Below are 19,306 nucleotides of genomic sequence, written 5' to 3' on the forward strand. Positions count from 1 at the left end.
GGACATATCTTCGGCGCCGCCACACCAACACGCTGCCAACGGCGCCCATCGTCACCTCAAATCACTGAGTCGCGATATCCCCGTGGCCGCTTCCCGCAACGGGAAACTCAGTATCACCAACCTCCGCTTGCCCAACTTCAGCAAGCAACCCCACATCGCGTGCAATCACCTTCGGCAGATGTGTTCGCAAAAACTCCACCCAGGTCCGAGTCTTTGCATCGATGAATTTGCGCGATGGATACAGCGCATAAACATTCATCTTTTGCAGCGTATATTTCGGCAACACTCGCACTAATGAGCCATCACGCAAGCCGGAAATAGCCGAGTAAAGCGGCACCATGCCGATTCCCATGCCTTCGCGAATCGCCACGATCAGCGATTCCGCGATGTTCACCTGCACAGGACCGTTCACCTCCATCGTCTCGCTGCCATGCGGGCCGTCGAGCACCCATTCGTGCGGCGGAAAGGCCGGCGTATGCAGAATCAGACATTCGTGATGCGCCAGATCGGCCGGTTTTTGCGGGGCGCCGTGCGCGCGTACATAGGCGGGCGACGCGCACAGAATGCTGAAAGTCGTCCCCAGTGGCAGTGATACGAGGTCCGAGTTCGGCAGAGTCGACGCTCCGATCACCGCGACATCGGCGCTACCTTCGAAAAGATCTGGCATGCGTTGCGACAACGACAACTCGACGGTCACCTCCGGATAAAGCGCGCGATAGCGCGAAATAGCCGGCAACACGTAATGCTGACCAATGCTCGCGAAGCTATGCATGCGCAATGCGCCAGCCGGGCGCTCGTGCGCACAACTGGCTTCTTCTTCCGCGGTGTCGATATCCGCAAGTATTTGCTGCGAGCGCTTCAGATAGCGCTCGCCGGCCGTGGTCAGCGCGAGCCGTCGCGTCGAACGGTTCAGCAGGCGCGTACGTAGATGCGCCTCGAGTTCAGAGACCGCACGGGACATGGCGCCCGTCGTCGAATTGAGCGACTGCGCGGCTGCGGTAAAGCTACCAGCCTCAACCACGCGCACGAACACTCGCATATTTTGTAACGTATCCATCGATCCTTCTATTTCACGGCAGAAACCGTATTGTCCGCCTGTCTCGAACCCGCATTGTTGTCCGTTCTGGAAGAGACGTTCCGTGCCGGTGCCCTTAATGCGCACATAGCATGCTCCTAAAATCGGCGCCTTGCCTGCCGGTGTGCGCAGTCTTCGCCGGCGCTTCTTTCAGCGACCAACCGCGGCGCATTGCCTTCAGATGAAACGCCAACATGCGATCAAACCGGCGACGGACTGTTTCCGCTCGTGGAGCATCATGTGGCAAGCGTTTAACCGGCGAACCTTCGGTCCCGCCATTCGCGACTGGGCGAACAGCGATGGCCTGACCTGGCTGCATTTGCTGAAAACAGTCACCGCCGGTTTGCTCGCGCTGGGCATCGCGATGCTGCTCGACCTGCCGCAACCGCGCATCGCGATGACCACGGTGTTCGTGCTGATGCAACCGTTCAGCGGAATGGTACTCGCCAAGAGTTTCTACCGGATCCTCGGGACGGCGGTCGGGACGGTCGCGGCCATCGTGCTTGGTGCGTTGTTCGTCCAGCAACCCGAGTTGTACATGCTCGGCATGATCGGGTGGGTGAGCACGTGCATTGCCGCAGCAGTTCGATATCGGCATTTCAGATGGTACGGTTTTGTGCTCGCGGGTTACACCGCAGCTTTGATTGGCATTCCGAACGTTACCACGCCGGACGCGCTGTTTCTTGCGGCGCTCACACGTGCGGCGGAAGTGGCGGTCGGCATTATCTGCTCGAGTGCGGTGAGTGCACTGATCGTGCCGCAGCGCTCCAGCCTCGCCCTGCGGCACGCCTTGCAGATCCGGTATGCGAATTTTACGGTGTTCGCCGCGCAGGTGCTAGGCTGCGGAATCGAGCGTGGTCAATTTGAGCGCCGCTTTGCGGACATCGTTGATGAAATTGTGGGCTTCGAAGCGACGCGCACATTCGCCGCTTTCGAAGATCCCGCGATGCGTTCCCGCAATCAGCACCTCGGCCGCCTGAACGGCGAATTCATGGATGCATGCGCGCGTTTGCACGCGCTGCATCAACTGCTCAAACGTCTGCGCGCAAATGGATCGGCGCCGACGCTCGCCGCAATCAGGCCGTACTTCGATGAGCTGTCCACGCTGTTGAGACCACAGCTAGAATCAACTCTTGAAGCATCGCGCGTCGCGGCCCGCTTACGCCTCTTCCAGACGACCCTGCCACGCCGCGTTCGCGAAGCGAGACGGCCACTAGAACCTGGGCTCACCGAATCGCTGGCGGACTTCGATACGGCAGCGGAGCTGCTATACCGCTTCGTCGACGAGTGGATTCGCTATTCGGAGACCTACGGGTCGCTGGCGCGGCGCAAGCCGGTCGGCTCGCAGCGCGACTTCAACCGCTATGTGAACCGGACGAACAGCTTCGTCGTCGCGTTTGCGTTTGTTCGCTCCGCGGTGACGATGGCCATCGTCGGCTGGTTCTGGATTGCAACCGACTGGCCGAGCGGCGGCTTTGCCGTGATCGGCGCGGCGCTGGCGTGCGCGCTCACCTCGACCGCGCCGAACGCGGTGAAAATGGCCCTGCAGATGGCGGTCGGCGCCACGTTCGCGACGATGACCGGCTATCTTTTCACGTGCTACGTGTATCCCCACATAGATGGCTTCCCGCTGCTATGCATGGTGCTCACGCCGGTGCTCGCACTAGGCGCGTTCATCGCGACACGCAAGCATGCCGCCGGATACGGTATCGGCTTCTCGGTGTTCTTCTGCCTGCTGGCGGGCCCGGACAATGTCGTCACATATGCGCCGGATCTGCTCATCAACAACGGCATCGCGCTCACTGCGTCGATGCTGCTCGCCGCGATCGTCTTTGCGGTGGTTTTTCCCGCCAACATGCCCTGGCTCATCGCGCGGATCATGGGCGACTTGCGTGCGCAAGCGGTGTCCGCCTGCAAGGGCGAATTGCGCGGACTCAGTCAGCGCTTCCAGTCGGGCACGCATGATCTGACCTCGCAATTACGGATGCTCCTGACGCGACGCTCCCGCCGCCGCCGCGATGCATTGCGCTGGATGCTCGCCACGCTCGAAGCCGGTCGCGCCGTGATCGATCTGCGCAACGAAACGGCGCACGCGGGATACGCGCATGCGCTCCATCCCCGTTGGCGCAGCGCGATCGAGCGCACCTGCGATGATCTCGCGCAACTCTTCGAGCGGCCCGGCACGCGCGCGCTCGAACGTGCGCTCACCTCCGTGCGCTCGGCCACGTGGATTGCCCAGGACATGCTGCAAACGGTGCATGCGGATCGCGACAGACGCCACGACCTGCAGCGCATCCTGAGCTGTCTGCACTTCATCCGTACCGCGCTGCTCGACAAGGACGCGCCGTTTCATACGCGTTGAACGCCGCACTTCCACGACTCGCCGGTGCGCGCCGCTTCGCATTGATCCTTCCGCCAGCTGGAAGGATGACTTTCGGGCAGGCCGCTTTATCCGCGTAGGTGGCGGTCATATAGTTTCATCACTGCCACGCAGTCACCGTAAGTACCGGAGAACGAAATGAAAGTGTTGAAGATTGTCCTGATTGCCTGCTCCTTGTCCGCCACTGTCGCTCATGCGCAAACTGCGCCCGCGGCACCCACGGCACCTGAGCAACAGGTTGCCCAAGCCGACTCGCCGCGCACCCGCAACGTCGTCGCGCCGAAGCGCAGCACCGCGCCGAAGGCCGGGCGTGACGAGTGCGTCGGTCCCATGAGCTTCTGCAACATCTATTTCGGCAGCTAAACCAGGCGTGCGCCGCTGCAACACCTGAAGTATTTGCAAGACCTGTCGCGAGCACGTCGCACGCGATGAAACACCAGCCCGCGGCGCCGTCCCCTCGAGGCGCCGCGGCGGGTGCGGCAATTCAGCTACTGAGCGAAGCACACAGCAGACGTGCGCACCGGTAGACTGAATCGATGACTATGGAGAGACTTGGTTTCATGTACGAAGACCGGATTCGTTGTGCCGCGCTGCGCGGAAAGATCACCTCGGCTGCGCAAGCGGCGTTGCTGATTCAGGACGGCATGCGCGTCGGCGCCAGCGGCTTCACGCGCGCAGGCGATGCGAAGGCCGTGCCGGTTGCGCTTGCGCAACGGGCCCGTCAGGAAGGCAAGCCGCTGCGTATTACGTTGATGACGGGCGCCTCGCTCGGTCACGACGTGGACCGCATGCTCACTGAGGCGCACGTGCTCGCACGCCGTCTGCCGTTCCAGGTGGACAAGACCCTGCGCGACGCGATCAATCGCGGCAAAGTCATGTTCGTCGATCAGCATTTGTCCGAAACCGTGGAGATGCTGCGCGCGAATCAGCTCGGCCAACTCGACGTCGCGATTATCGAAGCGGCCGCGATCACCGAGACCGGCGGCATCGTGCCGACTACCTCGGTTGGCAATTCGGCCAGCTTCGCGATTCTCGCCGACAAGGTGATCGTCGAAATCAATCTCGCGCAGCCGCTCGCGCTCGAAGGGCTGCACGACATCTGGATTCCGGGCCGCAGGCCGAACCGTGAGCCCCTGCCCATCGTCCATGCGCACGATCGCATCGGCACGCCGGCCATCGAGATTCCGTTCGAGAAGATTGCGGCGATCGTCATCACCGATATGGCCGACAGTTCGTCGACGGTGCTGCCGGCGGACGAGGAGACCGAGCTGATCGCCGGTCACCTGATCGAATTCTTCCAGCACGAAGTATCGCGCGCTCGCATGCCCAGGCAGTTGCCGCCGTTGCAGGCCGGCATCGGCACGATCGCGAATGCGGTGCTGGCCAGTTTCGTCGATTCGCCCTTCGACGCCTTCGAGATTTACTCAGAAGTACTGCAGGATTCGACCTTCGATCTGATGGACGCAGGCAAGGTGACGTTCGCCTCGGGTGCGTCGATCACGCTGTCGGCCGCGCGTCAGGCGCAGGTATTCGGTGAACTCGAACGTTACCGCGATCGTCTCGTCCTGCGTCCGCAGGAAGTGAGCAATCATCCCGAAGTGATTCGCCGGCTCGGGCTGATCGCGTTGAACACTGCGCTCGAACTGGACATCTACGGCAACGTGAATTCCACCCATGTGGGCGGCACGCACATGATGAACGGCATCGGCGGCTCGGGCGACTTTGCGCGCAACGCGTCGTGCGCGGTTTTCGCCACCAAATCGACCGCGAAGGACGGCCGCATTTCCAGCATCGTGCCGATGGTGCCGCATTGCGATCACAACGAGCACGACGTCGACGTGGTCGTGACGGAGCAGGGGCTCGCCGATCTGCGCGGCCTGGCGCCGCGCGAGCGGGCGACGTTGATCATCGAAAACTGCGCGCATCCGGTGTATCGCGATCTGCTGCGCGACTACTATCGGGACGCGTTGCAAGGAGGAGGGCAGACGCCGCATCGGTTGGACCAGGCTTTCGCCTGGCATACGCGGCTGCGTGACACCGGCTCGATGTTGCCGGTAATGGAAACAGTGCTTTAAAGCAGCGTGGCGTCAGGTGGCGTTCGCTCCTGACGCCTTCGGGTATCGACTGCTGCGCTCAGCTGCCTCGTCGAACCAGCCGGATAAGAAACAATAGAATGACCGCGCCGATCACAGCGGTAATGATCGAACCGATCCAGCCGCCGCCGAGCGAGATATGCAGCACACCGGCGAGCCAGCCGCCGATGAACGCGCCCACAATCCCGACAATGATGTCGACGATCAGGCCGAAACCGCCACCTTTGACCAGCACGCCGGCCAGCCAGCCCGCGATCGCGCCGATGATGAGCCATGCAATGATGCCGTGTTCCATATTCGAGACTCCAAGGTTGAGTGAGAGAAAATCACGCGGCTAGAGCTTAGTCGAAGGTGATGGGACAGTCCATGTTGCGGACGCGGAATTGACATTGTTTGAATCTATTGCCGTGTAAGTGTAGACGATGCGTGCCAACTTGGGGAGCCGGCGAGTCGCGCGTCACTCCGGCGTCGGCTCGGCTTCACGCGCCGTCCAGCTGACGCTGGACACGCTCTTTTCCATGCTCAGGCGGCTAGCCATCTGTTCGAGCTTCGATTGATCTTTCGGATGCAGCTTGAGCGTCGCCGTCACGCGAATACGGCCGGAATCGCTCTCGACGTCTTCGCTCGTCAGGCTCTGGAACGACAGCGGCGTCGAATACATCGAATTGGAGATGGCGGTGCGAATGTGAATCTCGTCGGCCTCGCGGCAAACTACCGTCAATACGTACTCGCGAATCAGGTCGGCGTTTGAAACCGGCGTTGCATTGATAGTACGGCTAACTTCACGCAGCACCGTATTGGTCAGCAACACGACCGCCGTGCCGGCGAGCGCCGGGCCGTAATGACCCGCGCCGCACAACACGCCCACCGCCGCCGAGCACCATAGCGTCGCGGCGGTGTTGATCCCCTGAATCGAGCCTTTGTCGCGCATGATCACGCCGCCGCCCAGAAAGCCGACGCCGGACACCACATACGCGGCGATCTGGGTGACGCCGGCCGTGCCGGTGCCGGTCAGCACGCCGAGCGTGACGAACAGGCATGCGCCGCTCGCGACCAGCGTAATGGTACGCAGCCCTGCATTGCGCTGACGTATCTGCCGTTCGAGGCCGATGGCGACGCCGCAGGCGAAAGCGGCAAGGAGCCGCCAGACGAATTCGAGTGTCATCGTTCAGTAAGATTGAAGCGCGGATTCGCGCAGTGTGAATACGACGCGTGACAGCAGCGCGTCACCGGTCATGGACGCGCGTGGATCAGTCGTGACGATGCACGCGAGCCAGGGCTCGCGAAGCGTAAAGGCGCGGAGCATCGGCATGGCAAAGCGCCATGCCGGGTTTCACCGCCGCCAATGCGAGGGTATTGAGCGAAGCGCGCCATCAGGCCAGAAGGCAAGACGGCGGCAGATAAGACTGACGCGGAAATCCTGCCGATCAGGCGAGCGGGAGAAGCGAAGCTCGGGGACGACTGCTACTGTCCAAGATCGTTATTCCGGTTAAAAGAAGTGGGCGCATTTTAGGCGGCGGTGCAAAGTCAAGTCAAGCCGGATCGAACGGGACGGCCGAATCCCATGGCACGTCGTTTCGGAAATTTCCGACGACGTCGGAGAACAATCCTCGCTCAAATACGGACTCCGAATATTGACGGACCCTATCCCGGAAAACAAACTGTCTGAATACTTCGGAACGCGTCGTGCTGTCGCGCTGCTCAAATCAAGTTTGCTTTTCGTCGCTCTTTTTCCTGTTCCGCTTGCGCCATTCATCAGCACGACGTCGTCGCTCTCCCGCTGTTCAGCCCAATCGAGGAATGTATGAAAGTTAAAGCTTCCGGTGTGATTGCCGGCGCGTTGCTTGCGGCCGCTCCGCTGGTGTCGTTCGCCGTGGGCCTGCCCGCACCGTTCGAAGGCCGCAGCCTGTTGCAGGCGGACGGCGTCGTCAAATCGATCGACCAGGCGAAACAGTCGCTGACCGTGCTCGACGCGCAAGGTGGCGAAGGCTCGTTCACCGTCACGGATGTTCGCAACCTCGCGCAACTCCGGCCGGGCAGCAAGGTCCATATCCAGATGATCCGCAACGCGGTGATCCGGGTCACGGAGGGCGCGGACGGTAAAGGCAAGCTTGCTCAGGGAACGCCACGCGACACGATACAGAATGTGACTGCCGAAGTCACAGCGGTGGATCGTTCAGCCGGCGTGCTGGCGCTCAGAGGCGCGAATGGCTCGGTATTCCATATCCAGAGCCGTGCGCCGGCCGCGGTCGCCAATCTGGCGGCGGGCATGCAAGTGTCGGTGACCTACGCGCCGCAAGTGAACGTGGCCGTGGAGCCAGCCCAGTAGCGGTCAACGCCGCCACGTTCGGCTCATTCAGATCAGTCCGGCTCGCCGGGCACGAGTCGCAAGCGCGTAATTTCAGAAGGAGCGCCCAGGCGCTTCGGCGGTCCCCAGTAGCCGGTGCCTCGACTCGTGTACACCCACAATCCGTCCAGACGTGCGAGACCGGCCGTGAACGGTTGCTGAAACCGCACGAAGAAATTCCACGGGAAGAACTGGCCGCCGTGCGTATGGCCGGACAACTGTAACGTAAAGCCCGCCGCCGCAGCCGCTTCGGCGGAACGCGGCTGATGGGCGAGCAGCACCTTGATCAGCACGTCGCCGGGCGCGCCTGCGAGCGCCGCGACGGGGTCGCTGCGGTGCAAGGGGTCGTGATGACCCGCCGAATAATCGGTCACACCGGCAATCACTGCGCGTGCGCCGTCGTGATCGACGATCACGTGCTCGTTAAGCAGCACGTTCAATCCCAGCCTGCGGAATTCGTCGATCCACGCATTCGCGCCGGCGTAGTACTCATGGTTGCCCGTCACGAGAAATGCGCCGTGACGCGCGCTGAGCCGTGATAACGGCTGCGTATGTTTGGTCAGTTGCGGCACGCTGCCGTCCACCACGTCGCCGGTCACTGCGATCAGATCCGGCTTCAATCGATTCACCGCGTCGACGATCGCATCCACATAGCGGCCTTTGATAGTCGGGCCGACGTGGATATCGCTGATCTGTACGATCGTGAAGCCGTCGAGCGCCGCGGGCAAATCGTCGATCGGCACCTCGATCGTCACGACTCGCGCCCGGCGACGTGCATTGAACAGACCGATCAGCGTCGAGAGCAGCGCAAGCAACGGCACCGCTGCCGCTGAGCCGGTCCGCCAATGCGCGATCGCGATGGTGTTCGGCCAGATCGCATCCACGGTCAGCAGCGAGGCGAGCGCGAGGTCGCGTGCGAAGGTCAGCACCAGCAGCGACGAAAAGAAGCCCATCGCCAGCAGCCCGACCCATGCGAGCCGGTCACCGAGCGGTTGGCGCTTGATGCTGCGCGCCATCATGCCCAACGGAATCAGGAATATCGACAGCACGAGCCATAACACGCTCAGCCAGCGGCCGGTGGTGTCGATCGGCATGTCTGGAATCAGACGCAAGCCGACGTAGATATGCAGCAGGATGCCAATCAGGATGATGCGAACAAGAAAGGATGAGCGGCGCATAAAGAGGATCAGGGCGGGAAGGGGCCGACACGGAGCAGAAGGGTGGCGGCGAATCGTCGGCGGCGATGCGGTTCGCGGCCGGGCGACCCATTCTACCGGCATGTACCGGCGCTTGCCGGCAGCGCAAAATTAGCGGAAACGACGCGTTCGATCCGGTGCTTGAGGGTGTCCACAGAGTCGTGCATTGCAGCAATTCGCGCGACTCGAGAAAGCGCACCGAAACGCGTTGCGCAACCTAATTAAATGGGCTTTGAATTGTGTTCGCGCGTGGACTATGCTCAAAAGGAACCGGTTCGTTTGACGGTCGCAACGGGGCCGCTGCGGTTCGGTAGCGATGAGTTTGATCGCCGGGAGAGGGCGAGGGGGAGGCACATCATGAAGCTGCTCAGATCGAGCCAACAAATACGCCACGCGCATCATGCGCACCACGTCGGATACGAAGGCAGTCACGTGATGCTGCCGCTCGTCGTCATTTCGCTGATGGCGCTCGGCGTGTACTTCGGCGTGCGCAACATCGACTTCTCCGAGCTCGGCAGGAGCGCGCTATTCGGCGTGGTGATGCTGTGCGTCGCGCTGGGTATCGCGGGACTGTTCGGCGTCGTCGGTGCCTGGTTGCGTTCGACTTCGAATTCGAGTGACGACGACGCCGACGAGGGCTTCTGCTTTATCGGCGCGTTGATCGGCACCGTGGTGTTCTACGTGGCGCTGCTCACCTGAAAACAAGTTGGACGCGCGCGCGGACCGCTCGCCGCGCGTCGGACAGCGTCAGGCAACGTCACACAATCCGGGCGGCTTCGTCGAACGAGAAGCGCGGGCTGCGCGCAAACAGTTTCGACGGGTCGCCGTAACCGAGATTGATGAGAAAGTTCGCCTTCACGGTTGTGCCGGTAAAGAACGCTTCGTCGACTTTGGCCGCGTCGAAGCCCGACATCGGGCCGGTGTCCAGACCGAGCGCGCGGGCGGCGAGAATCAGGTAGCCGCCTTGCAGCGTCGAATTGCGAAATGCCGTATCCGCGATCGCGCGCTCATTGCCGGCGAACCAGTTGCGCGCGTCCGCATGCGGAAACAGTTTCGGCAGCTGCTCGTAGAACGCCATATCCATCCCGACGATTACCGTGACCGGCGCGGCCATCGTCTTGTCGAGATTGCCCGCGGACAACGCCGGACGCAGCTTTTCCTTACCTTGCGCCGTCTTGACGAAGACGAACCGGGCCGGGCTCGAATTGGCCGAGGTCGGGCCGAGCAGCGTCAGTTCGATCAGTTGCCTGAGGAGGGCGTCGTCGATGGGTTTCGGCAGCCAGCCGTTATGCGTGCGCGCCTCACGAAAGAGTTGATCGAGCGCCTGATCGGAAAGAGTCATGATGAAGGTTCGTTAAAATAGAAATGAAAGACGGCGTGATTGACTGGAATGACAGCGCAACGCGCCGCGCCGAGCGTATGCGTCATTGCCACCATAATAGCCAGGGTTTTCACCCGCGCAGGGTTTTGCTCGCGCAATCGCACACAGGTATTCAGGTAACGGTATGAGCGATCTTTTCGACGACCTGCCGACGCCCGACGTCGACTGGTATCCCGATTGGCTCACGCCTGCCACGGCGGGGCAGGCGTTGACGCAGCTGATCGACGAAGTGCAGTGGCGTCAGGACACGATGGGCACGCCCGCGGGGCGTGTCGCGCTGCCGCGTCTGACCGCGTGGCAGGGCGAGCCGGATGCGGTGTACGTCTATTCGGGGATTCGCAACGTGCCGCAGCCGTGGACGCCGGCCGTCGCGCAACTGAAGGCGGCCGCTGAGGCAGTCTGCGGCATGCCTTTCAACAGTGTGCTGCTCAACCGCTATCGCAGCGGCGCCGACAGCATGGGCTGGCATGCGGACCGCGAACCCGAGTTGGGCCCCCGGCCCGTGATCGCGTCGGTCAGCCTGGGCGTCGCGCGCACTTTCGATTTGCGGCACAACAGGACAGGCGTCGTGCAGTCGTTTTCGCTGAAGGGCGGCAGCCTGCTCGTGATGAAGGGCAACACCCAGGCGCAGTGGCGGCATCGGGTGCCGAAGGAGCCGCGCGTGACCGGCGAGCGCATCAATCTGACGTTCCGCTGGGTCACGCCGAAAGTGGCCGCGCGCTAGTTCGTCCGCCAATTCGCCTGACGATCCGCTCTCATGTGCCCAGCGCAAGCCAATCGCGCACGCGATACCAGAATTGATATCGCCGGTGCGAATCATATGATTGGACGGTTAACGCGCCGCACAGTACGCTACATCACGATCCACGCACCGTGAGGGCCGCGAGGGCTGGGCAGGTTCGCTGGGTCGTCTACACAACAACATCAGGAGACAGTCATGGCGAATACACGACGTGCCGCGTGTCGTGCGTTGGGCGCGCTCGCACTTTCCGCAGGCATCGGCGCGCTGACGCTGACCGCGCCCGGCGCTTATGCGCAGGACAAACAGATTACCCTCGGTTTCGCGCAAGTCGGCGCGGAAAGCGCATGGCGAACCGCCAACACCGAGTCGGTCAAATCCGCCGCAGCGGACGCGAAGATCAAGCTCAAATTCTCCGATGCGCAGCAGAAGCAGGAAAACCAGATCAAGGCGATCCGCTCGTATATTGCGCAGAAAGTCGATGTGATCGCATTCTCGCCGGTCGTCGAATCCGGCTGGGAGCCGGTGCTGCGCGAAGCCAAGGCCGCGAAAATTCCGGTGATTCTCACCGACCGTAACATCGACGTCAAAGACACGTCGCTGTACGTGACGATGATCGGCTCCGACTTCCTGGAAGAAGGCCGGCGCGGCGGTCATTGGCTCGAAGAGCACTATAAAGGCAGCCAAGGCCCCGTCAACATCGCCGAACTTCAGGGAACGGTCGGCTCGGCGCCTGCCAATGACCGGCACTCCGGTCTGATGGAAGTGATCAAGAACGATCCCAAATTCAAGATCATCGCGTCGCAAAGCGGCGACTTCACGCTGGCCGGCGGCAAGCAGGTCATGGAAGCGTTTATTAAAACTTATGGAAATAAAATAAATGTAGTTTATGCGCATAACGACGACATGGCGCTCGGCGCCATCCAGGCGATGGAAGAGGCCGGTATGCATCCGGGCAAGGACGTCGTCGTCGTGTCGTTCGACGCAACCAAGGGCGGCTTCCAGGCGATGGCCGCAGGCAAGATGAACGTCGACGTGGAGTGCAGCCCGCTGCTGGGGCCGCAACTGATGTCGGCGGTGAAGGATGTCGTGGCCGGCAAGCCGCTGCCCAAGCGCATCCTCACGGAAGAGACCGTCTTCCCGATGAGCGTCGCGGCGCAGACTCTGCCGACACGTAAGTACTGAAGCGAAGTACTCAGCTATCCTCATGATGTGCGCCGCGTCGCGGCGCAGAGAAGAGGAGACGCGCAGTACGGATAGATCGAACAGGTTTCTCCAGTGGTGCCTGGCCGCCCGGGCTGCTTCGGCAGCGGGCGGTCTCTTTTCAGATGGACGCTGTTGGAGCCTGCCGAACCCACGCATAGCCGATCGAGCGAGGTCCATGACCCATCCCGCTTCCGAACCGAATCAGCCGGCTATCGGTGCCCACGGCACCCACGGCGCGAACGGCGCAACAGGCCCCGCGAACGCGCCCGAACCCATCCTGGCCACCGCCGGCGTCAGCAAGACATTCCCCGGCGTGAAGGCGCTGCAAGGAGTCGATTTTCGTCTCTTTCCCGGCGAGGTTCACACGCTGATGGGGCAGAACGGCGCCGGCAAATCCACCTTGATCAACGTGCTCACCGGCGTGGTCGCGCCGGATGCCGGCACGATCCGCCTCGGCGGCGAAGTGGTGGCGTTCGCCTCGCCGCAGGAGGCCGAAGCGGCTGGTGTGCGCACGCTGTATCAGGAAGTGAACCTGTGTCCGAACCTGTCGGTGGCCGAGAACATTTTCGCGGGCCGGCAGCCGAGGCGCTTCGGCGCGATCGACTGGCCCGACATCAAGCGGCGCGCCCAGGCCGCGCTGGCGCGCCTCGACGTGTCGCTCGACGTCACGCGCTCGCTCGACGCGTATCCGATCGCCGTGCAGCAGATGGTGGCGATCGCGCGAGCGCTATCGGTCGACGCGCGCGTGCTGATTCTCGACGAGCCGACTTCGAGTCTCGACGACAGCGAAGTCGCGCAGCTTTTCAAAATACTTCGGCATCTTAAGCAATCGGGCATCGCGATTCTGTTCGTCACGCATTTCATCGAACAAACCTATGCGATCTCCGACCGCATCACGGTGATGCGCAATGGCGAACGCGAAGGCGAATACCTCGCGCGCGATCTGCCCGCCGATCAACTCGTCTCGAAGATGGTCGGCCACGAGCGCATGAGCGCGCGTTTGCGCGAAGCCGCGCACGAAGCACAGGTGGCGCAAGCGGCGCACGAGTCTGACGAGAGCGTGCCGGCGTCGCAGGGTGCGCAGCCGTTCATGGAACTGCGCGGCGTCGGCCGGCGCGGCACGCTGCAGCCGATCGATCTCGACGTTCAGCCCGGCCGGATTCTCGGCCTCGCCGGCCTGCTCGGCTCCGGCCGCACCGAGACCGCGCGCCTGCTGTTCGGCGCGGACCGCGCGGACAGCGGCACGATTCTCGTCGGCGGCAAGGCGGTGCGGCTGCGCTCGCCGCGCGACGCGGTGCGCCACGGCATCGGCTATTGCGCGGAAGACCGCAAGAAAGAGGGCATCGTCGCCGAACTGTCGATCCGCGAAAACATCCTGCTTGCGCTGCAGGCGCGGCGCGGGTGGTGGCGCAAGATCAGCCGGCAGCGCGCGCGCGAACTGGCCGATCTGTGGATCGAGCGGCTCGGCATCAAGGCCTCGGACGCTGAACAGCCGATCGGCCTGCTGTCCGGCGGCAACCAGCAGAAAGCGCTGCTCGCGCGCTGGCTCGCCACCGACCCCAAGCTGCTGATTCTCGACGAACCCACGCGCGGCATCGACGTCGCCGCCAAGTTCGACATCATGGACCGCCTGTTGGCGCTGTGCGCGAACGGTCTGAGCATCCTGTTCATTTCGTCGGAGATCAGCGAGGTGCTGCGCGTGAGCCATCGCGTCGCGGTGCTGCGCGACCGCCGCAAGATCGCCGAAGTCGCCGGCAAGGCGTCGACCGAAGACAACATCTATCGACTCATCGCGGGGAGCGGCGAATGAAGCTATCGAACTGGTTCGCGCGCGACGGCGTCGAACGTCCTTTGATCTGGCCGTGCGTCACGCTCGCGTTGCTGTGCGGCCTGAATCTGTGGGTGAATCCGCATTTCCTGTCGCTGCGCATGCTCGACGGCCATCTGTTCGGCGCGCCGATCGACGTGCTCAATCGCGCCGCGCCGCTCGTGCTCGTCGCGATCGGCATGACGCTGGTGATCGCGACGCGCGGCATCGACATTTCGGTCGGCGCGGTGGTGGCGATCGCCGGTGCCGCCGCGGCCACGATTCTCGCGACGCAGCCCGTCCCGAGCGCGGGGCTGGTCGCGCAGGCGCTCGTGGCGGCGTTGATCGTCGGCGTGTTGAGCGGCATGTGGAACGGCGTGCTGGTGTCCTTTGTCGGCATGCAGCCGATCATCGCCACGTTGATCCTGATGGTTGCCGGCCGTGGCATCGCGCAGTTGCTGACGGCCGGGCAGATCATTCCGATCGGCGCGCCCGGCTATCTGTTCGTGGGCGGCGGTTACTGGCTCGGCGTGCCGTGTTCGGTGTGGATCGCCACGGTGGTCGTGCTGGCGACCGCGGCGCTCGTCGAAGGCACGGCGCTCGGGCTCTTCATTCGCGCGATCGGCGTCAATCCCGTGGCGACGCGTCTGGTCGGCTTGCGCTCCAAGGCGCTCGTGTTCGCGGTGTACGGCTTCTCGGGCTTGACCGCATCGATGGCGGGCATCCTGATCAGCTCGAATGTGCGCAGCGCCGACGGCAATAACGCCGGCCTGCTGCTCGAACTCGACGCGATTCTCGCGGTGACGCTCGGCGGCACGTCGCTGCTCGGCGGACGCTTCAGCTTTGCGGGTACGGTGCTGGGCGCGCTGATCATCCAGACGCTGACGTACACGACGTATTCGATCGGCGTGCCGCCTGAGGCGACGCTCGTCGTCAAAGCGGCCGTGGTGCTCGCGGTCAGCGTGATCCAGTCGCCGGCGGCGCGCGCTCTCGCGATGTCGGCTGGCGCGTCGGTCTTAAAGCAACGCGGGGTGGCACGATGAGACGACTTCTCGATGCCCTGGCGCATGTCGTCGATCCGCGCACGTTGCCGATCGCCGTCACGATCCTGTTGTTCTGCGCGCTGTTCGGCTTCGGCTCGGTGATGTACACCGGCTTCTTCTCATGGCAGGTGCTGCTCGACCTGCTGGTCGACAACGCATTCCTGCTGATCGTCGCGATCGGCATGACGTTCGTGATCGTGTCGGGCGGGATCGATCTGTCGGTGGGCTCGGTCGTCGCGCTGACGACCATTGTCGAGGCGGTCCTGTCCGAACACATGCATCTGTCGGTGTGGGTGATCATCCCGATCGTGCTGCTGATGGGCACCGTGTTCGGCGCGGTGCAGGGCGCGCTGATTCACTTCTTCCGTCTGCAGGCGTTCATCGTCACGCTGGCCGGCATGTTCTTCGCACGCGGCTTGTGCTTTCTGATCACGACGCAATCGATCACGATCACCGATCCGACGTTCCAGAAGATCTCTGCGTTTCGTCTCGACATCGGCATCGGCTCGGTCACGGCGAACGTGCTGATTGCGATGGTGACGCTGCTGGCCGCGATCTTCGTCGCGCATTTCACGCGCTTTGGCCGCAATGTGTATGCGGTGGGCGGCAATCCGCGTTCGGCGCTGCTGATGGGCCTGCCGGTCGCGCATACGAGGATCGGTGTATATGCGCTGAGCGGTTTCTGTTCCGCGCTGGGCGGCGCGGTGTTCACGTTCTATGTGCTCTCGGGCTATGGCTTGCAGGGGCAGGGCATGGAGCTCGACGCGATCGCGGCGACCGTGATCGGCGGGACCTTGCTGACGGGCGGTGTAGGTTATGTGATCGGCTCGCTGTTCGGCGTCGGCATTCTCGGCACGATCCAGACGCTGATCACGTTCGACGGCACGCTCAGTTCGTGGTGGACCCGCATCGTGATCGGTGCGCTGTTGTGCGCGTTCTGTCTGTTGCAACGATTGATCGAGCGGCACGCGAAGTCGGTGCGGCGGCCGGGCGGCACTGCCGCGGTGACGACGCCGGGGCATGGGCACGGACACGCGCATGGCGAAACGTCGGCCACGGCGTCGGATTCGCAGGTGCTTGGCCGAGGGGCGCCGGAGCAGGCGTGATGCGGGGCTGCGCACGCGTGGCCTGACTCAGGCGCTGAGCTGCCTGCCTCTGGTTTCGGGTAGCGTCAGCGCAGCGAGGACTACCACGCCATGCGCGACTGCGGTAAATACGGCGATTGCATGGCCGGGCGTGATGGTTCGCGATAGGTGGTCAATCGCGAGTCGATGCACGTTGCGGCCACTCGCATCCTCGACGGACAACGGCCGCAATAAGACACAATGCACCCTCAGCTTCAAGGCGATACGAACGACGCTCAACGCGCGCTTTACTCGTTGCCTTGAAGAACCGGTCCACGATTTTCCCTGCCAATACGACGAACTGCCTGAGGCGGCTGTCCAATGGTGCGCAGGAACGCCCGCCTCATTCGTTCGCGGTCCGAAAAGCCGACCTCGGCCGCGATCACGTCCATCGATAGACGCCCTTTTTCCAGCATCAGCCGCGCGGCTTCCACGCGCAGATGTTCGACCGCCTTGGCCGGTGATTGTCCAGTCTCTGTGCTGAATGCGCGACTGAACTGGCGCGGACTCAGCCCGGCCACGTAAGCCAGTTCGTCGACGGTCAACGCGCTACGCAGATTGGCGCTCGCGTAGTCGATCGCCTTCTGGATTCTGTCGGACTTGGGGTCGAGGTCTAGCAGTGTCGAAAACTGCGACTGGCCGCCCGCGCGCCGGTGGTAGATGACAAGCCTGCGCGCCACCGAGCGCGAGACGTCCGGGCCATGATCCTTCTCGATCATCGCGAGCGCCATGTCGATCGTGGCCGTCATGCCTGCGGACGTCCAAACCGGGCCGTCCACGATGAAAATCTGGTCATCCTCGACGGCGACTTTCGGGAAACGGCGCTGCAGTTCGTGGGCGAAGCGCCAGTGGGTGGTGGCGCGCCTGCCGTCCAGAGCACCCGCTTCCGCAAGGATGAAAGCGCCCGTGCAGGGCGCCGCGATTCGTCTCGACGTCGTGAGCGCGCGCCTGACGAACGCGGTCAAGGGGCTGGAAACCATGTCCAGTTCAACGCCCGAGCCGAACATGACCGTATCGAATGTCGCGTCGCTGAAGGCGACCGTCTCGACGCGGATGCCTGCCGAGGACACGACAAGCCCTCCATGCTCGGACAGCACCGCGACGTCGTAAGCCCGCGCTTCCAGAACCACGTTCGCCAGCTCGAACGCGGTGACCGCCGCCAAGCCCAGCAGATAGAAATTCGGAAATACGACGAAGCCGATCGTGTGCATTGCATGTCCTGTGTCATGTCCTGAATCGCCGGTATATATGACATTTGAGACATGGTCAAGCGCGCTTATCCTTTGACTATGCACCGTTCGAGCAGTCCTTGGCCGACCGGGGCAATGCCGTAGATGTGAGCTTTCCGCCGCGCTGTCACGGCGGCTCCGTGAGGCCACCCCTAATCGCGTTTGAAACAACTTTCGTATGGATCGTCGACTACTGATACTCGCTCTGGGCATGTTCGCGATGGGGACGGACAACTTTGTCGTCGCCGGCATTCTTCCGGACGTCGCGGCATCACTGCATACCTCGGTCAGCTTGGCCGGCCTCATGGTGACTTTTTACGCCTTGACCTATGCGGTCGCGGCGCCCGTCATGGCGGCAGTCGCCGGTGGATGGCCGCGCAAGCTTCTGCTGGTGTCGGCGCTCGGCATTTTCGTCGCCGGCAACGCGATCAGTGCGCTCGCCACCGACTTGCACTGGGTACTGCTGAGCCGGGTGATGGCGGGGTTCGGCGCCGCGCTTTTTTCTCCGACGGCACTAGGCGTTGCCGCCGCGCTTGCAACGCCCGAGAAGCGCGGTCGCGCGCTTTCGACGGTAACGGTCGGCCTCACGGGGGCAACCGCGCTGGGTTCGCCGATCGGTACGTTTATCGGCGGATTCGGAAGTTGGAGAACGACGCTCTGGTTTGTCGCCATGCTCGGCATCGTGGCCATGATCGGCGTCTGGACATTGCTGCCGTCTGTTGCACGGCCGGCGACGGTCAAGCTCAGAGAGCGGCTCGTGCCGGTTCGGGACGTGCGGATCGCGCTCACCTTGCTCACTTCGTTGTTCGCTTTCGGCGGCTTCCTGATGGTCTACACCTATGCGGGGGTGGTCCTTGCACGGGTAACGCACGGCGACGAGCGCATCCTCGCGGGCATGCTGCTCCTGTGGGGCGTGGCGGCAACGGTCGGCAATGTGCTGTCCGGGCGGCTCGTCGATCGCTTCGAGAGTCGTAGCATCATCAACGCCATGCTTTGGCTCGCGATCATCAATTTCGGCGCGCTGCCCTGGACCTCCGCGCATGCACTCAGCGCCTTAACCGCGCTGTGCATCTGGGGAATTTGCGGATGGGGATTGATCGTCCCGCAACAACACCGCCTCGTGCAAATCACGCCGAAGGCAGCGCCGCTTTTACTCGCGCTGAACAACACGGCCACTTACGTAGGCCTCGCGGGCTCCAGCGTGGTCGGTGGCACGGTGCTTCAGTCGCTGGGTGTTCGTTATCTTGGCATCGTTGCGGCAGGTCTCATTGCTCTAGCCTTTATCCTGGCGGAGGCCGCGCATCGTTGCATCGAGCGCCCCGTGTCGGGCATCGGCCAACGGCCGGTCGTGAAACCGAGGCCGTCTGAGTTCTTGCGGCGGCCTGTGTTCTCCGTTGACCGCATGAACAGGCTGGCCCGAACAGTTAAACAAGGAGAGCGAGATGACAAGACGTCTCGACCAAACACAAGTCGCACCGGCAGGCATCAAAGCCTTGGGGAACGTTGATGGATACGCGATGCAACGTGGTCTTTCACCCATTCTCGTCGACCCCGCCTAACTGCGGATTTCACAGACTAACAAGTGCGCCTGCTGTCCGGATATGCACACGCGCGATCTGCTGAGCAATGGGCTGAAGGTGGGAAAGCTGGCGCTGGTGCAAAGCGGTTGCGGACCACATCGCGGTT

At 62.9% G+C, this 19,306-nt stretch carries 17 protein-coding genes and 1 pseudogene; 12 read left to right on the forward strand and 6 right to left on the reverse strand.

Going from position 1 to position 19,306, the window contains the following annotated elements; translation table 11 throughout:
• Nucleotides 1-61: 61 nt before the first annotated feature.
• The gene (locus PQQ53_RS20185) at nt 62-1,057 is read right to left on the reverse strand and encodes a LysR family transcriptional regulator (protein ID WP_408325685.1); all 996 of its coding nucleotides are present in this window, start codon (nt 1,055-1,057) and stop codon (nt 62-64) included.
• A gap of 199 nt (nt 1,058-1,256) precedes the next feature.
• Between PQQ53_RS20185 and PQQ53_RS20190 the strand changes: the two genes are divergently transcribed.
• From PQQ53_RS20190 to scpC, 3 genes are all read left to right on the forward strand, one after another.
• Complete coding sequence (locus PQQ53_RS20190; protein WP_408325688.1) at nt 1,257-3,437, forward strand: FUSC family protein; 2,181 nt, start codon at nt 1,257-1,259, stop codon at nt 3,435-3,437.
• A gap of 156 nt (nt 3,438-3,593) precedes the next feature.
• Nucleotides 3,594-3,818 carry a hypothetical protein gene (locus PQQ53_RS20195; protein ID WP_408146611.1) on the forward strand — a complete coding sequence of 75 codons (225 nt, stop codon included), beginning with the start codon at nt 3,594-3,596 and terminating at the stop codon, nt 3,816-3,818.
• A gap of 197 nt (nt 3,819-4,015) precedes the next feature.
• Nucleotides 4,016-5,530 carry a succinyl-CoA:acetate CoA-transferase ScpC gene (scpC, locus tag PQQ53_RS20200; RefSeq protein ID WP_408325924.1) on the forward strand — a complete coding sequence of 505 codons (1,515 nt, stop codon included), beginning with the start codon at nt 4,016-4,018 and terminating at the stop codon, nt 5,528-5,530.
• A gap of 58 nt (nt 5,531-5,588) precedes the next feature.
• Here scpC and PQQ53_RS20205 read toward each other — a convergent pair whose 3' ends face one another.
• Both PQQ53_RS20205 and PQQ53_RS20210 read right to left on the reverse strand, forming a co-directional pair.
• Nucleotides 5,589-5,843: a GlsB/YeaQ/YmgE family stress response membrane protein gene (locus PQQ53_RS20205; RefSeq protein WP_084585457.1), complete on the reverse strand. Its 255-nt coding sequence runs from the start codon at nt 5,841-5,843 to the stop codon at nt 5,589-5,591.
• A gap of 162 nt (nt 5,844-6,005) precedes the next feature.
• Complete coding sequence (locus PQQ53_RS20210; protein WP_408146614.1) at nt 6,006-6,713, reverse strand: MgtC/SapB family protein; 708 nt, start codon at nt 6,711-6,713, stop codon at nt 6,006-6,008.
• Nucleotides 6,714-7,352: 639 nt separating this feature from the next.
• Here PQQ53_RS20210 and PQQ53_RS20215 point away from each other — a divergent pair.
• Nucleotides 7,353-7,877 carry a hypothetical protein gene (locus PQQ53_RS20215; RefSeq protein ID WP_408154803.1) on the forward strand — a complete coding sequence of 175 codons (525 nt, stop codon included), beginning with the start codon at nt 7,353-7,355 and terminating at the stop codon, nt 7,875-7,877.
• Between the two features lie 32 nt (nt 7,878-7,909).
• Here the strand turns inward: PQQ53_RS20215 and PQQ53_RS20220 are convergent, their stop codons facing one another.
• The gene (locus PQQ53_RS20220) at nt 7,910-9,073 is read right to left on the reverse strand and encodes a metallophosphoesterase (RefSeq protein WP_408146617.1); all 1,164 of its coding nucleotides are present in this window, start codon (nt 9,071-9,073) and stop codon (nt 7,910-7,912) included.
• 375 nt (nt 9,074-9,448) lie between these two features.
• Here PQQ53_RS20220 and PQQ53_RS20225 point away from each other — a divergent pair, with 375 nt between their 5' ends.
• Complete coding sequence (locus tag PQQ53_RS20225; RefSeq protein WP_408146619.1) at nt 9,449-9,790, forward strand: hypothetical protein; 342 nt, start codon at nt 9,449-9,451, stop codon at nt 9,788-9,790.
• 58 nt (nt 9,791-9,848) lie between these two features.
• Here PQQ53_RS20225 and PQQ53_RS20230 read toward each other — a convergent pair whose 3' ends face one another.
• Entirely contained in the window at nt 9,849-10,433 is a 585-nt protein-coding gene (locus tag PQQ53_RS20230; protein ID WP_408325691.1) for a malonic semialdehyde reductase, read from the reverse strand.
• Nucleotides 10,434-10,596: 163 nt separating this feature from the next.
• Here PQQ53_RS20230 and PQQ53_RS20235 point away from each other — a divergent pair, with 163 nt between their 5' ends.
• The 5 genes from PQQ53_RS20235 to yjfF all read left to right on the forward strand — a co-directional run bounded on the left by PQQ53_RS20235 (nt 10,597) and on the right by yjfF (nt 16,373).
• Nucleotides 10,597-11,196: an alpha-ketoglutarate-dependent dioxygenase AlkB family protein gene (locus PQQ53_RS20235; protein ID WP_408146623.1), complete on the forward strand. Its 600-nt coding sequence runs from the start codon at nt 10,597-10,599 to the stop codon at nt 11,194-11,196.
• 213 nt (nt 11,197-11,409) lie between these two features.
• The gene (locus PQQ53_RS20240; RefSeq protein ID WP_408146625.1) at nt 11,410-12,396 is read left to right on the forward strand and encodes an ABC transporter substrate-binding protein; all 987 of its coding nucleotides are present in this window, start codon (nt 11,410-11,412) and stop codon (nt 12,394-12,396) included.
• Between the two features lie 196 nt (nt 12,397-12,592).
• Nucleotides 12,593-14,227 carry a sugar ABC transporter ATP-binding protein gene (locus PQQ53_RS20245; RefSeq protein ID WP_408325694.1) on the forward strand — a complete coding sequence of 545 codons (1,635 nt, stop codon included), beginning with the start codon at nt 12,593-12,595 and terminating at the stop codon, nt 14,225-14,227.
• The gene (locus tag PQQ53_RS20250) at nt 14,224-15,267 is read left to right on the forward strand and encodes an ABC transporter permease (protein WP_408325697.1); all 1,044 of its coding nucleotides are present in this window, start codon (nt 14,224-14,226) and stop codon (nt 15,265-15,267) included. Before PQQ53_RS20245 ends, PQQ53_RS20250 begins: the two co-directional genes overlap by 4 nt.
• Nucleotides 15,264-16,373, forward strand: a complete 1,110-nt coding sequence (gene yjfF, locus PQQ53_RS20255; protein ID WP_408146631.1) for a galactofuranose ABC transporter, permease protein YjfF — start codon at nt 15,264-15,266, stop codon at nt 16,371-16,373. The genes PQQ53_RS20250 and yjfF overlap by 4 nt, the downstream gene beginning before the upstream one ends.
• A gap of 266 nt (nt 16,374-16,639) precedes the next feature.
• Here the strand turns inward: yjfF and PQQ53_RS20260 are convergent, their stop codons facing one another.
• Nucleotides 16,640-17,602 (reverse strand): GlxA family transcriptional regulator, encoded by a 963-nt coding sequence (locus PQQ53_RS20260; protein WP_408146793.1) that lies wholly within the window; start codon nt 17,600-17,602, stop codon nt 16,640-16,642.
• Between the two features lie 196 nt (nt 17,603-17,798).
• On the opposite strand from PQQ53_RS20260, the gene PQQ53_RS20265 reads away from it, so the two are divergent.
• Together PQQ53_RS20265 and PQQ53_RS20270 are read left to right on the forward strand one after the other, a co-directional pair.
• The gene (locus PQQ53_RS20265; RefSeq protein ID WP_408325700.1) at nt 17,799-19,127 is read left to right on the forward strand and encodes an MFS transporter; all 1,329 of its coding nucleotides are present in this window, start codon (nt 17,799-17,801) and stop codon (nt 19,125-19,127) included.
• Nucleotides 19,063-19,284 (forward strand): annotated as a pseudogene (locus PQQ53_RS20270) (carboxymuconolactone decarboxylase family protein); the annotation flags it as partial. The gene PQQ53_RS20265 and the pseudogene PQQ53_RS20270, both read left to right, overlap by 65 nt.
• Nucleotides 19,285-19,306 lie beyond the last annotated feature (22 nt).

Origin of the sequence: Paraburkholderia strydomiana, assembly GCF_046030495.1 — a bacterium.
In the GTDB taxonomy this organism is placed as follows: Bacteria; Pseudomonadota; Gammaproteobacteria; order Burkholderiales; family Burkholderiaceae; genus Paraburkholderia; species Paraburkholderia strydomiana_A.

Bases quoted from the DNA above. Each gene is read 5' to 3' on its own strand.
- scpC (WP_408325924.1), top strand. From the start codon at position 4,016: ATGTACGAAGACCGGATTCGTTGTGCCGCGCTGCGCGGAAAGATCACC.
- PQQ53_RS20250 (WP_408325697.1), top strand. From the start codon at position 14,224: ATGAAGCTATCGAACTGGTTCGCGCGCGACGGCGTCGAACGTCCTTTG.
- PQQ53_RS20220 (WP_408146617.1), bottom strand. From the start codon at position 9,073: ATGCGCCGCTCATCCTTTCTTGTTCGCATCATCCTGATTGGCATCCTG.
- PQQ53_RS20260 (WP_408146793.1), bottom strand. From the start codon at position 17,602: ATGCACACGATCGGCTTCGTCGTATTTCCGAATTTCTATCTGCTGGGC.
- yjfF (WP_408146631.1), top strand. From the start codon at position 15,264: ATGAGACGACTTCTCGATGCCCTGGCGCATGTCGTCGATCCGCGCACG.
- PQQ53_RS20195 (WP_408146611.1), top strand. From the start codon at position 3,594: ATGAAAGTGTTGAAGATTGTCCTGATTGCCTGCTCCTTGTCCGCCACT.
- PQQ53_RS20190 (WP_408325688.1), top strand. From the start codon at position 1,257: ATGAAACGCCAACATGCGATCAAACCGGCGACGGACTGTTTCCGCTCG.
- PQQ53_RS20185 (WP_408325685.1), bottom strand. From the start codon at position 1,057: ATGGATACGTTACAAAATATGCGAGTGTTCGTGCGCGTGGTTGAGGCT.
- PQQ53_RS20215 (WP_408154803.1), top strand. From the start codon at position 7,353: ATGAAAGTTAAAGCTTCCGGTGTGATTGCCGGCGCGTTGCTTGCGGCC.
- PQQ53_RS20225 (WP_408146619.1), top strand. From the start codon at position 9,449: ATGAAGCTGCTCAGATCGAGCCAACAAATACGCCACGCGCATCATGCG.
- PQQ53_RS20240 (WP_408146625.1), top strand. From the start codon at position 11,410: ATGGCGAATACACGACGTGCCGCGTGTCGTGCGTTGGGCGCGCTCGCA.
- PQQ53_RS20245 (WP_408325694.1), top strand. From the start codon at position 12,593: ATGACCCATCCCGCTTCCGAACCGAATCAGCCGGCTATCGGTGCCCAC.
- PQQ53_RS20210 (WP_408146614.1), bottom strand. From the start codon at position 6,713: ATGACACTCGAATTCGTCTGGCGGCTCCTTGCCGCTTTCGCCTGCGGC.
- PQQ53_RS20205 (WP_084585457.1), bottom strand. From the start codon at position 5,843: ATGGAACACGGCATCATTGCATGGCTCATCATCGGCGCGATCGCGGGC.
- PQQ53_RS20235 (WP_408146623.1), top strand. From the start codon at position 10,597: ATGAGCGATCTTTTCGACGACCTGCCGACGCCCGACGTCGACTGGTAT.
- PQQ53_RS20265 (WP_408325700.1), top strand. From the start codon at position 17,799: ATGGATCGTCGACTACTGATACTCGCTCTGGGCATGTTCGCGATGGGG.
- PQQ53_RS20230 (WP_408325691.1), bottom strand. From the start codon at position 10,433: ATGACTCTTTCCGATCAGGCGCTCGATCAACTCTTTCGTGAGGCGCGC.